This is a genomic window from Tunturiibacter gelidiferens, from assembly GCF_013410115.1.
Lineage (GTDB): Bacteria > Acidobacteriota > Terriglobia > Terriglobales > Acidobacteriaceae > Edaphobacter > Edaphobacter gelidiferens.
Window position 1 is genome coordinate 1,859,364 of record NZ_JACCCV010000002.1, and the last position, 12,450, is coordinate 1,871,813.

The following is a 12,450-nucleotide window of genomic DNA, read 5'->3' on the forward strand; positions in this document are numbered from 1 at the left end:
TTGGATGAGGTTTAGATGTGGCAGCTCACCATGCCACGCTTTTCAAGATACCTCTGGTGATACTCTTCGGCCTTCCAAAAAGTGGTGGAAGGAACGACCTGGGTTGCGATGGGTTTACGGTAAGAGCCTGCGGCGCTGAGCTCGGCGATCTTCGCGCGGGCCTGAGCGAACTGCTCGTTGCTATGGGTGAAGATGACGCTGCGATACTGTGTGCCCCAGTCCGGACCCTGGCGATTGACCTGGGTGGGATCGTGGAGAGCGAAGAAGGCGTCCAACAATGATTCGTAGGAGACGCGAGATGGATCGAAGGTGACTTGGACGACCTCCGCATGGCCGGTGCGGTCGCTACAGACTTCTTTATAGGTTGGGTGTTCGAGGCTGCCGCCTTCGTATCCTACGGCTGTGTCGATAACACCTGTGATTTCGCCAAAACGGGTCTCTACTCCCCAAAAACATCCTGCTCCAAATGTTGCTTTTTCAATTGCCACTCTGCTGCTCCTTGACTACATCCTTGCTGCTCTTGATTGGATGCTTTCGGGTTGCGATTGTCATCACCCGAAAGGTTAATAGCGCGAGTATTCTGAGCGTGTCGAGAGAGGTGTGTCAAGCGATCAAAGGTCGTAGAAAAACAGGGGTACCAAGCAGGTACTTCGTTAGACAAACGTTCTCTGAATGTGGTTACGAAGGAGTGAATGTCGGATGGACAATAGACTAATTTGGACGGCGTGGACGACTTGCTGACTTGGTGCCGGTGGGTTGCCGGCGGGGCTTCGAGAACCTTTTCTTTGCAGGAGATTTAAGCTGCGCGAACTCGGGCGTCTTCTTTTTGGGGACGACTTTTTTGCCCTTCGCTGCGCGGTCGAGTGCCGTCACTTCGCCGAGAGTAAGCTCTCGGAACTCGCCTGGCGGGACGTCGAGACGAAGTGCACCGTAACCGATGCGGCGGATCTTTTCGACGTGGTGGCCGATCTCTTCGAACATCTTTCTGATCTGGCGATTGCGGCCTTCGATGAGGGTGAGCTCGTACCAGGGGTTGTCGCCGCCACGAACGAGTTCGACTTTGGCGGGGGAGGTGATGATGCGGTCGCGACGGCCGCTGCGGACCTCGTCGAGACGACCACGGTCGATCATGATGCCGCGGCGGATCTGGTCGAGACCTGAGGCAGGCGGGGTTCCGCTGATCTTGACGAGGTAGGTTTTTTCCACTCCAGCTGCGGCCTTCGAGAGCGCGTTGGCGAGGTTGCCATCGTTGGTCATCAGGATGAGGCCTTCGCTGAGATAGTCGAGGCGGCCTACGGGGTAGAGGCGAACGTTGTCGCCATATGGGCCGGACTTTTGTTTCGCCATAAGTTGCATGACGGTGGGTCGCTTCTCGGGATCGTCGAGCGTGGTGACGTAGCCGCGCGGCTTGTTGAGCATGTAGTAGCGTTGCTGCTCGGGGCCGTGAAGGAGCTTGCCGTCTACGCGGATGTGATCTTTGAGTGCGTCGTGGCGGGTGCCGAGGGTGTTGACGATAACGCCGTTGACCTGCACGCGACCTTCGAGGATGATCTCCTCGGCTTTGCGGCGGCTGGCGATACCTGCCTGCGCAAGGATCTTCTGGAGGCGGTCGCCTTTGGGTTCTTCGTTGGCGTCGGGTTTTGGGGCGGAGGTGGACTTCGTCATGTGTTTCCGTCTTTCTGACTGCGGGGCTGCTCATCGCGGTCTGTGCTGCTGGTTTGATTGTATCGCGCGGAACATACGAGGCCGCGCGCCGATGGGCTCTGGGCTTCAGGGCTGCTGCGACTGGCCGCGTCGGAGGCCGCGGGCTTGACCGCGAAGATGTGATCGTCTCTGCCCTACTCTGTGGCATAGAGGCGGACGATGTAGGAGATCTGATAGAGGACGGACAGGGTAAGAAGCGTTAGCTGCGTTCGCCGATTTTTGGTGATCATCGCGATGACACAGACGACGAGATAGGCGGCGATTCGAATCGGATACTCGAGGCCGAAGGAGTGGAGATAGGCTGCGCCTTTGAGGGTGGTGTCGATGATGTCAGCGAGGAAGGTGGCAGCGAGAAAGCCGAAGAACCACCTGCGCCGGGAGAGGAAGTAGTCTTCGTAGCCGGTGTAGTCCGCGAGGTCGGATGGAAAAAGCAGGGTGCTGAGGAAGTAGAAGAGGATCGCGTAGAGGATGACAAAGAAGTAGATCGCGAAGGTCCACTGCTGCACCATGGCAAGACGAAACTCCCACCACCAGAAGTGAATGATCCAAAGCAGAAGCGATGCGGCCCAGCCGAGATGAAGGAGGGATGCTTTGGCGCGCTTGGGATGCTGGACAAACTGCGCGAAGCCTTTGAGCAGGGTTGTAATACCCAGGCCTACGATGATCGAGATGACGACTTTGACGTGCGAATAGAGTTCGGGATTGGGTTGCGTGGGTGTTGCGGTCATCGAGGCAATCATGAAGTACCTGCGGGCCGGAGTTGAAGCGACGTAGCAGACTGCGGGAGACGAAAGGTGATGCCGCAACGATCGTATTGCGTGAAGTTGCCGCCCCCAATAACAGCAACAGCGTACCAGAGGTGTTCGCGTTTCAGCGCGTCAGGCTGGGCTTTTCTTCGTCCGCTAGATCTTGCGTCCGCTAGAGCTTGTTGGTGTCGATGAAGCGGGTTCGCTGCATGCCGCGTGGGGCCGGTTTGAGAGGCGCGTCGGGCAGATCCTCGGCGTCGCCCTCCGGGGTGGCCACGGTGTCTGGCTCGTGGTCTTCCGGACTGTCGGGAGAGTCGAGCGGATCGGGGTCAGGGTCGAGGCTGGAATGGGTCATTAACCCTCCTCAGAGTCGTGCCGTTGCTCGCTTTGGATCTCAGCGTCGAGGGCGGGAGAGTCTTCGCCGTCGACGACCTGGTCGGTGTCGTAGTTGGGGGGCAGGCCGGAGAGTCGCGCGTCGACGATGGCTTCATCGGCTACAGTCTCGCCGGTGCTCTCGCCTTCGTTGCTGTCGCCGTCGGCCTGGGGTTCGGTCTGGTTCTTCTCTCGTTCGAGGTCGCTTGCGGATTCGGGTGCGTGATGCTCCATGGGGATCTCCTCCTGCTCGGACAGCTCGCCGGCCATCTTCTCAAACTCTTCGATGCTGGGAAGCTCGTTGATGTCTTTCAAGCCGAAGCGGAGGAGGAAGTCCCTGGTGGTTTTGTAGAGGATGGGTCGGCCGATGACCTGTTTGCGGCCAGCCGTGGCGACGAGTTTGCGGGTCATCAGGGAGCCGAGAACGCCGCCGGAGTCGACGCCGCGGATCTCGGAGACCTCGGGAGCGGTCACGGGTTGTTTGTAGGCGACGACGGCGAGGGTCTCAAGGGCCTGGAGCGAGAGCTTCAGCGGCGGCTTGAGGGATTTGACGAAGCCGCGGACGGCGTCGTGGTACTCGGGCTTGGTGGCCAGGCGGTAGCCGCCGGCGACCTCGCGGATCTCGAGTCCACGGTCGGAGGTGACGTAGTCGGCGATGAGCTCATCGAGGATGGTGCGGAAGTATTCGCGGAGACGGCGCTCCCGTTCCCTGGCCTCGCGGGCTAGCTTCTTGTCGTCCTTGTCAGCGGGCGCAGGTTCGGCGGAAGATTCACTTCCCTGTTCTGTTGCGGCCGATGCCTCGAATGTCTGTGGGACCTCATGCCCGTCGGACTCGACTGGAACTTCAAGGTCATCTGACGAGCTCATGGCAGCGGCATCTGCTGCTGCGTGTTCGCGCAACGCACGGGCGTGGGCAGCTTCCTGCACGGCGGCTTCGTGGAGATGATGCTCGAGCGCTTCGGCGTGACGTGCCTCGAGCGCTTCCTGCGTCTGCTCTTCGGCGTGAGACCCGGATTCGTCCGAAGCGGGACCGGAGAGCACCTCGTTGTTGAGATCGTCTTCGTCAACTGGGCGCGGAGCCTGAGAAGACTCGGCAGCGTCGAGCGCAAGAGAGTGCTGAGCTGAGTCGAAGTGGTCAAGCTCGGCCTGGGCTTCGTGGCCGAGGAGGCCGGCGAGCTGGGCCAGCGTTACTGGTTCTTCTGAGGCGTAGATGACGGCTTCGATCTTTGCTTTAAGGCTCATAGTCTCGTTGGTGTACTTCTAAGCATACCAACGCCAGGGTGATCCTCCCTACGATGCGGATAAGTCGTTGTAAAAGCCGGGCTGCCGGCGCTGCAGATGTGTCGGAATCGCCTGTGAACTGCAGAAAGCAATCATTCCGCAGTCAACAAAAAGAGAAGACCCGCTATTTTGCGGGCCTGCTCTTTGCTCGACTGTGTGAAGTGCTATTTCGCCACTAGATTGAAGACCCAGAAGAGGCAGCCTGACAACAGCGCCGCAACCGGGAGAGTGAAGACCCATGCCAGGGCGATATCCCGCAGCGTGGACACCTGCAGGCCACTCTTATTTGCAGCCATGGTGCCAGCCACACCTGAGGAGAGTACATGCGTTGTGCTTACCGGCAGACCATATTGGTCTGCAGCAAGAATGGTCAACATGGCAACGAGTTCGGCCGACAGTCCCTGCGCGTAGGTCAGATGGGTCTTGCCGATCTTTTCACCGACCGTAACGACGATGCGCTTCCAGCCGATCATGGTTCCGAGACCAAGCGCGAGGGCGACTGCGACCTTGACCCACGGCGGAATGAACTTGGTCGAGTTGTCCAACAGGCCCTTGTAGTTCTTCAGGATCTTCTGGTCGCCGTCGCTGATCTTGGGACCGTACTTCGGCATCAGGCGAAGCGTCTCGCTGGTGAGATACATCTGGTTGCGAACGTTGGACTGCATACCTGAAGGCACGGCACCGAGAGACTTGTACTGGGTGGCTTCATTGCGGATGTCGCCCACCATCTCCTGCAAGGCAAGCATGGTGTGCGGGCTGAACTTATGGGTGCTGACGAAGGATTCGAGCTCGGGAGCACTGTCGGCGACTGTGGTGTTGGGATCAACGTAGTTGCCGATTGCTCCGATCACCTGTTGGGATACGGCTGCGAAGGTCTGAACCTGGTTGACGCCCACGGTGTGGTTGAGGGCGTAAGCCGTAGGCACCGTGCCGACGAGGATCAGCATGATGAGACCCATGCCCTTCTGGCCATCGTTCGAGCCGTGGGCAAAGCTGACGCCGGTGCAGGTGAGCACCAGCAGAGCGCGGATATAAAACGGCGGTGGCTCGGCACCCTTGGGCGCTTCGTAGAGACGTGGATCCTTCAGAACAGCCTTCAACAAGAGGAAGACCAGAGCCGCGCAGCCGAAGCCAACCAAGGGCGAGATGAGCAGCGCCTTGAAGACTTTGGTGACCTGCTCCCAGTCGACGCCGCTGACGCCGCTGGTGCCGTGCATCAACTGGTTCGCAACACCGACGCCGATGATCGAACCGATCATGGTGTGAGAGCTCGATGCTGGAAGACCCTTCCACCAGGTGGCGAGGTTCCACAGGATGGCCGCGATCAGAAGCGCGAAGACCATCGCAAAACCGGAGCCTTTGCTCACCTTCAGGATGAGCTCGACGGGCAGCAACGAGATGATGGCGAAGGCGACCGCACCCGAGCTGGTAAGCACGCCGATGAAGTTCCAGAGGCCGGACCAGACCACCGCTACGTGCGGTTCGAGCGCGTGAGTGTAGATGACGGTCGCGACCGCATTGGCTGTGTCGTGGAAACCGTTGACGAACTCAAAGCCGAGCGCGATGAACAACGCCAGACCCAGCAGGATATACGGGAAGGCTGAGCCTTCATGGACAGGTAGAAGATCGGAGTAGAGACGGTTGGCAATGTAGCCTAGACCGCCGATCAGCAGGACGCCAAAGATAATGGCGCCGATCTTTCCCGGCGACGATTTTCCCATCTTCTGGTCAAGTAATGAGCCGGTGGGGTGTATTACAGGAGTGGCCATAGTGGTTTTGCCTAGGATTCAAGATGAGTGCGTGAGGCTGACGATAGGCTCGGTTTGCGAATGGAGTGTTACGGGGACGTGAAACATAAGTTCTTTTGACCCGTTCAAAGTCAAGACCCCTGCGGGGGCCAGCGGTCGAGAGATGGGTAATGGCTCACTGTTTGCAAGAGTTTGCAGTGCGGGGACTTTGGTCGTGTGGGGACAAGTTCTTCCCGGACGGCAAGCCATAACCGCCGGGGCTCTGTAACGCAATCGCTGCGATTAGCACCATTCCCTCGAAACGGCGGTAGACCGCCTTTTAGGATTCCGCGGAGCTACAACTATCGTTCGTCACCGCAGTCAAAAATCAGTACTATAATTCAACTTTTCGAGGGTCATTCCCATGAAACGTCCTGCACACTGGCTCAGCGCCTCGGCCGCTCTCCTCGCAGTCACCCTTTTTGTGTGTCCAAAACCGGCAGCTGCCGACTCCTACACGATCTTCGATCTGGGCGATGACAATGGCCGGGGTATCTATGGCCTGGACACCGCCGGTGCTGTGGTGGTCTTCCAGGACAACTCGTGCGGTCTTGGGAGCTTCACCTGTTACGTGACCTATGTCGACGGCGTGGCGGGAGCCCCTAGCGCCACTCCTCCGGACCTTGTTTATGACGACGGGACTCCGTGCAGTTCCACCCCGGTGGGCTTCAACGCATCAAAGAAGGTCTGCAATCACGGCCTCGTTGGATTGGGGACCTTGTACAACCCGAATGGCGATATGAACGGGACTTACATCGGGTCGGGAGATAACTTCCAGTTCCTTCACGGCGGTTCGGCCGACCAGGTCTTTCTCAACTCGGTCGGTGACTTCGCCTGGACCGATGGGCAGAGTGAACAGATCTTCGAAGCTGTCGATACTTCCATATCGCCGATTCCCGAGCCGGGCAGCCTGTTGCTGGTGGGGACAGGTCTGCTATGGTTCACCGCCGCTGTTCGCCGCAGAGCGAATCGTTAGGTGGGAGTGCGCCCTGCGCGGGCGGTGGTCACTTCGTGACTTGAATACCCCTTCGGTTGGCGCTCCCGTTGGTCGTGAGCCATCTTTCTTTCCGACCAACGGGAGGACCTACGGCGTTCGTTCCACCAGGACCGGTACACACGTCACGAAGTGACCGCCGCCCGCGCAGGGCGCCCGTCCGGCAGGACGGATAGCGTCAACGCCAGTCGTCGCGGGCCTGAGCCTGATCGGTAAAGACCTGGTCGAAGTTCTCAGTCTTCTTGATGAGAATGTCGCCCTGAGGGTCCGGCTGGTGCAATAACACCGCCTGCAGACGCACCAGTTCCAACATCGCCAGGAACATGCAGATGAGCGCGCGCTCGGTGTGCGTGTTGTGGAGCAGGCGCTTCAGACTGACGGGCTTGTCTTCCATCAACAGACGCCGTTTGACGTAGTCGATCATCTGCGCGACGGTGACGGATTCCTCGTCGACGTTGAGGATGGGGCGCTCGCGAAGCCGGATGAGGATGTCTTGAAAGACGCGGACGAGGTCGACGGTGTCGGCAGCGATCTCGCGGTCCTCATCGAGGGTGGGTGCGCCCGCTTCGCCGATGTCGCGGCGGAAGTTTCTCAGGCCGGAGTTGGTCCAGGTGGCCTCTTCAATCTGCTGTTTCTGGAGAAGCATCTGCGCGGCGGCTTTGAAGCGTTCGTGCTCGAGCAGACGCTCGACCAGCTCGCGGCGCGGGTCTTCTGGATCGCCGCTGAGAACGTCCGAAGGATCGCGGGGGAGCAGCGTCTTCGATTTGATGTGGATCAGCAGCGAGGCCATGTAGATGAACTCGCCTGCTGCGTCTACGTCGACCTGCTTGAGGTGATGCGTGTACTCGAGGAACTGGCTGGTGATCCGGGCGATAGGGATGTCGTAGATGTCGATGTTCTGCTTGCGAATCAGGTCGAGGAGAAGATCGAGCGGGCCGTCGTAGACCTGCCCTACCGTGACGGAGAAGGGCGACTGCGACGCTTCTTCCTTCTCCCTGTCCTTATCTTTGGCGATACGCTTCGGATCGGGTGGTGGGGGCGGGACAGGCGGATGCTGAAGCGCGAAGGGCTCGCCGACCTCGGAAGCCGCTGGATCGATCACCTCAGGCGAGGCGACGGTTATCGCCGAATCGGCCGCAGCTTCTGAGCGTGAGTCTTCGGAGACTACTTCAGCCGACGGGGCGACGGTCTGCTCTTCGGGCTTTGCCTCTTCGGCGGCGGTTTGGGGAGATAGGGTTTCGTCTGGCATGGTTGTTATTCGAGGCCAATGGCCTGGCGGACGTGCTGGAGCGTCTGGATGGCGCGGTGGCGGGCGCGAGCAGAGCCGTCCCATAGGATGGCGTCGACCTGGCCGGGGTCAGCTTCGAGGGCGCGGCGGCGCTCCTGGATCGGAGCGATCTCGCGGACGATCGCATCGGCGACCCAGCCTTTGCACTCGATGCAGCCGATGCCTGCAGTGGTGCAGCCTTCGCGAACCTTCTGCTGGGTCTCCTCAGTGGAGAAGACTTTGTGCAGATCGAAGACCGGGCAGATGTCTGGATTGCCGGGGTCGGTACGGCGGATGCGCGCCGGGTCGGTGACCATGGTCTTCAGCTTGGCGCGAAGGTCCGCCTCGGGTTCGGCCAGCATCAGCGTGTTGCCATAGCTCTTGGACATCTTGCGACCGTCGAGACCGGGTAGCTTGGGCGACGGAGTGAGGAGAACCTTGGGCTCGGGCAGGATGCCGGTCACGACGGCATTAGCGGAGAGCTCTGCGGTGAGAATCTCCTTGTCGGAGTGGTCTTCGCGGGCCTTCTCGATGGCGGGTGTTGGCTGGGAGCAGTAGAGGGCGTTGAAGCGGCGGGCGACCTCGCGGGTCAGCTCGACGTGGGCGACCTGATCCTGGCCGACGGGGACGTAGTCAGGCTGGTAGAGGAGGATGTCGGCGGCCTGGAGGAGGGGGTAGCCGAGGAATCCGTAGGTGTTCAGGTCCTTCTCGCGGAGTTGCTCCTGCTGGTCCTTGTAGGTGGGGACGCGCTCAAGCCAGGGTAGCGGCGTGAACATGCTGAAGAGGGTGAACAGCTCGGCGTGCTGGGGAACGTGCGACTGGATAAAGACGGTGCAGACCTCGGGATCGAGACCGGCGGCTAGAAAATCCAGGGCCACGTCGCGGATGCTCTGGCGCAGGGCTGTGGGGTCGGCGTAGTCGGTGGTGAGCGCGTGGAGGTCGGCGATGAAGAAGTAGCAATCGTACTGCCGCTGGAGCTGGACCCAGTTGTAGAGCGCGCCCATGTAGTTGCCGAGGTGGAGACGGCCCGTGGGTCGCATGCCGCTGAGAACGCGGGGACGTGAAGACGTCAGGGAGTCGTTGGTATTTTTAGTCATTGCGATCAAGAGCTAAGGGTAAATGATTCGAGCCGACAATGGCGGAGCTGCCTCTGCCGGAGCCAGCCTCGGCCGGCAAAAAACAGGCAACGAAAAACTAATCCCGCAAAAGCGCAGGCAGCGAAAAAATAGTTGAGATTCGTGGCGTATTTTTTCAGCTGCGAAAAACGACAGTCAACGCACCACGTTTACCACGCATTCCACCACGTTTACACCAGCAAAAAACCACGTCCAACCACCCGCTTTTTCCAAAACCCCCTCAAAAATGCCCGAAAACCAGGGAAAACCCCTCCTTGTAGCGTCCACATTTTTTCCACAAAACATCTGGTCTACAAGGTGAACAGAATGTGGTTGAAGGTATTCAGCAGCGGAGTGAAGAAGACGCTGAAAATAAAGCTTCCGCCCACCAAAAACAAGATGATCATGCCGAACATGCCGACGCGGTCGTAGACCTGAAGGGCTTTGTAGGGAAGGAAATGACGCAGTACATGGCTGCCGTCGAGCGGTGGGATGGGAATCAAGTTGAAGACGAAGAGCAAAAGGTTGATCAGAATGACGAAGTAGAGAAAGAGCGCGATGGGAAAGAGCGCGGGCAGATTGTCGGTGGCGATGCCGGGGATGTGCGAGGCGAGCGCCATCGCAGTGCCGATCGCAAGAACGCCGCCGGGGACGACGTGTTTGATGAGAACGAGCAAAATGAGCGCGACAGTGGCTGAGAGCAGGTTGCTTGCGGGGCCGGCGAGGGTTACGAGGATGTCGTCGCGCCTGTAGTTCTTGAAGTTGCGGGCGGTGACAGGGGTCGGCTTCGCCCAGCCTATGAGCGGCCAATGATAGACCAGAGCCAGCAGCGGCATGAGAACAGAGCCGAAGGGATCAAGGTGCTTGAGAGGGTTGAGGGTGACGCGTCCGAGCATCTTGGCAGTGGGGTCTCCGAGACGCCATGCGGTCCAGGCGTGAGCGGACTCGTGGATGCTGAACGCCAGGACCAGAACGACGACCTGAAAGACGATGAGGACAACTTCCTGATTCATACAGGCTCAAGTTTACTGAAGATCGCGTGAGAAGACCGTAAAGATGCTGCGACGGTGAGACGGAGGTAAAGGACGAACGGGGGAAGCTCCTACAAGGTGACTGCTTGGCTCTGTTTGTAGTGATTATCTCCTCGGGAAAAGCGGCCTTGTCATAAAGCAACGCCAAGAGAAACAGCAGATCCCTGCGGGATGACAACAAAAGGGCGAGCAACAACAACGGCAACCGCAGATGCTAAAGCGAAGCGGGCAACCATCAGAATAAGAGACTGACGCTTAGTCGAACACCGCCTGGTCCTAAAGGGTTTCTGCGGCCAGTTGAGTGGCCTGCTTGCGGATCTTTGCCTTCGCCGGGATGCCGACTGAGACGGTCTCCTGTGGCACGGATTTGGTGGCGAGTGCCATCGCACCGAGCATGGCGTCTTCGCCGATGTTGGCTCCGGCGAGTACGGTGGCGTGGTACGTGATGCGGGCGCGGGGGCCGAGCTCGGTCACCTTGTTGGTGATGTTCGATTGGTTGTTGATGTCGTGGGTGTGCGAGTAGACGTTGGCGTAGTCGGAGACGCTGGTTCCCTCGTGAAGGATGATCTCGCCGCGGTCGTCGAGCAGAACGTTCTTGTGGATGGTGCAGGAGTCTTCGATGGTGAGGTTGTAGCCGTAGGTGAACTCGACGTTGTGGAAGATTTTGACGTGCTTGCCGAGGTGCCTGAAGATATGGCGGCCAAGCATGCACCGGAAGCGGAAGCCCAGCCAGTGGTTCAGGCCGAGAGGGGAGCGGTCGAACATCTGCCAGAACCAGATGAGCGGCTTGCGGATGGCGTATTGCTCGGCATCGACGTCGCCGTAGTACTCGGGTTCGAGTGTGATGTTGCGGGGGTCGAAGCTCTCGGAGAGGCAGTACATGGCGAGTTCGCTATTGAGGACGGCTTTGATGTGCCCGCCGTGGGGTCGGCCGAAGTAGATCTGGTAAAGCTCGTCACGGACGACCTCGGAGCGGCGGTCGGGCGACTGCTGCCGGGTGAACTCGTCGTTGAGTTTGGCTAACCAGCGACGGTAGAGGGCCTCAGCTTCGGGAGTGGGTTTGAGTTCGCGGTACGTGTGGATTGGCATGGTTCCCTCGCTGTCTTTCGTCCGGTGGAGGACTGGCGAATCTTTGGTTCGCCTATTCTATGGCGAAGACGGCATAGACGGTTGCGGTTTTTTCGATCTGGCGTGGGTTGATGGCGAGAGGGGCCACGTCGGCCTTTGCCATGGCAGGAGCGGCCATGGCGCGCATGAGCGGACGCGGTGGCTCCGCCTGGGTTTCGTTGCTGGCGTAAAGGAGAGCGCCAAGGCTGGCGTTGAGGCCTTTAGCCATCTCACCGGCTACGACGCGGGCGCGCTGGAGTGCCTTGGCTGCGGCTTCGGACTGGGGAGCGTTCTCGTCCTTGAGGCTCCAGTCGATCTGTCCGGATTGATTGGCTCCGGCTTTGACGGCGAGATCAAGCACTTTAGCGGCTTCGTTGGCGTTTGTCCGAACGGTCCAGCTTTGCGTGACCTGGAACTTGCGCTGGGCCTTCTCTGCTGGCGTGAGCTTGTCGATTTGGTACTCCTGCACCGGGGAGACGTTTTGGTTTTCGCTCTCGATGGAGTCGTTGGGAACGCCGGCGGTGGTGAGGGCCTTGACGATGGCGTTGGAGGTGCGGGAGCCGGCGGCGTAGGCAGAGTCGTTGTCGGGACCGAAGGCGATGAAGCCGATGTGGAGGGTCGCGACGTCGGCGAGAACAATGACCTTGTCCGTGGCTGTGATCGCAATGGTGCGATTCTCCTTGTTGACCTGGATGGTCTGGGCTGAGGCTGTTGTGACCAGGAAGGCTGCGGACAGAGCGATGGAGGCGCGGCAGAGGATGCTCATTGATCTTCTCCTGAGGAGTTGAGTAGGTCGGCCAGGGTAGGTTTGTGTTTGGGACTGGCAGCCAGCTTTTGCTTGGGGTCGGGCAGGACACGCTCAGAGGGTGGAGTGCCTACACGCTCTCGGGCGTTGGCCTTTACCGCCTTGACTTTGGAGAAGACCATTTTTTTGGGCTTGCTCATCGGTTTTCCTTCCCTGCGTCGGTCCGGGCTCGGGGCCCCCTGCGTGATTATGCATGACTCTTGCTTGTAAGGGGGCTTCTCAGGCAGGATTGCAGAGGGGA

The 12,450-nt window shown here is 59.5% G+C and carries 13 protein-coding genes; 1 reads left to right on the forward strand and 12 read right to left on the reverse strand.

Going from position 1 to position 12,450, the window contains the following annotated elements; all coding sequences use genetic code 11:
* Positions 1-11: 11 nt before the first annotated feature.
* The 6 genes from msrA to HDF12_RS19855 all read right to left on the reverse strand — a co-directional run bounded on the left by msrA (position 12) and on the right by HDF12_RS19855 (position 5,872).
* Positions 12-488, reverse strand: coding sequence for a peptide-methionine (S)-S-oxide reductase MsrA (msrA, locus tag HDF12_RS19830; RefSeq protein WP_179586218.1), 477 nt, complete (start codon positions 486-488; stop codon positions 12-14).
* 223 nt (positions 489-711) lie between these two features.
* Complete coding sequence (locus tag HDF12_RS19835; RefSeq protein ID WP_179586220.1) at positions 712-1,665, reverse strand: pseudouridine synthase; 954 nt, start codon at positions 1,663-1,665, stop codon at positions 712-714.
* Between the two features lie 173 nt (positions 1,666-1,838).
* On the reverse strand, positions 1,839-2,444 hold the full coding sequence (locus tag HDF12_RS19840; protein ID WP_218892509.1) for a hypothetical protein: 606 nt from the start codon (positions 2,442-2,444) through the stop codon (positions 1,839-1,841).
* 178 nt (positions 2,445-2,622) lie between these two features.
* Positions 2,623-2,805: a hypothetical protein gene (locus HDF12_RS19845; protein ID WP_179586222.1), complete on the reverse strand. Its 183-nt coding sequence runs from the start codon at positions 2,803-2,805 to the stop codon at positions 2,623-2,625.
* Complete coding sequence (scpB, locus tag HDF12_RS19850; protein WP_179586224.1) at positions 2,805-4,064, reverse strand: SMC-Scp complex subunit ScpB; 1,260 nt, start codon at positions 4,062-4,064, stop codon at positions 2,805-2,807. Before scpB ends, HDF12_RS19845 begins: the two co-directional genes overlap by 1 nt.
* Positions 4,065-4,267: 203 nt before the next feature.
* Entirely contained in the window at positions 4,268-5,872 is a 1,605-nt protein-coding gene (locus HDF12_RS19855) for an inorganic phosphate transporter (protein ID WP_179586226.1), read from the reverse strand.
* A gap of 382 nt (positions 5,873-6,254) precedes the next feature.
* On the opposite strand from HDF12_RS19855, the gene HDF12_RS19860 reads away from it, so the two are divergent.
* Complete coding sequence (locus HDF12_RS19860; RefSeq protein ID WP_179586228.1) at positions 6,255-6,866, forward strand: PEP-CTERM sorting domain-containing protein; 612 nt, start codon at positions 6,255-6,257, stop codon at positions 6,864-6,866.
* Positions 6,867-7,062: 196 nt separating this feature from the next.
* On the opposite strand, the gene HDF12_RS19865 is transcribed toward HDF12_RS19860, so the two are convergent.
* The 6 genes from HDF12_RS19865 to HDF12_RS19890 all read right to left on the reverse strand — a co-directional run bounded on the left by HDF12_RS19865 (position 7,063) and on the right by HDF12_RS19890 (position 12,349).
* Entirely contained in the window at positions 7,063-8,133 is a 1,071-nt protein-coding gene (locus HDF12_RS19865) for a segregation and condensation protein A (protein ID WP_179586230.1), read from the reverse strand.
* Between the two features lie 5 nt (positions 8,134-8,138).
* Positions 8,139-9,248 (reverse strand): tryptophan--tRNA ligase, encoded by a 1,110-nt coding sequence (gene trpS / locus HDF12_RS19870; RefSeq protein WP_179586232.1) that lies wholly within the window; start codon positions 9,246-9,248, stop codon positions 8,139-8,141.
* A gap of 329 nt (positions 9,249-9,577) precedes the next feature.
* Positions 9,578-10,279 carry a site-2 protease family protein gene (locus HDF12_RS19875; protein ID WP_179586235.1) on the reverse strand — a complete coding sequence of 234 codons (702 nt, stop codon included), beginning with the start codon at positions 10,277-10,279 and terminating at the stop codon, positions 9,578-9,580.
* Between the two features lie 294 nt (positions 10,280-10,573).
* A complete protein-coding gene (locus HDF12_RS19880; RefSeq protein ID WP_179586237.1) occupies positions 10,574-11,386 on the reverse strand; it encodes an acyltransferase in 813 nt (270 codons plus the stop codon).
* A gap of 52 nt (positions 11,387-11,438) precedes the next feature.
* Positions 11,439-12,170, reverse strand: coding sequence for an SIMPL domain-containing protein (locus HDF12_RS19885; RefSeq protein WP_179586239.1), 732 nt, complete (start codon positions 12,168-12,170; stop codon positions 11,439-11,441).
* A complete protein-coding gene (locus HDF12_RS19890; protein ID WP_179586241.1) occupies positions 12,167-12,349 on the reverse strand; it encodes a hypothetical protein in 183 nt (60 codons plus the stop codon). Before HDF12_RS19890 ends, HDF12_RS19885 begins: the two co-directional genes overlap by 4 nt.
* Positions 12,350-12,450: the final 101 nt, after the last annotated feature.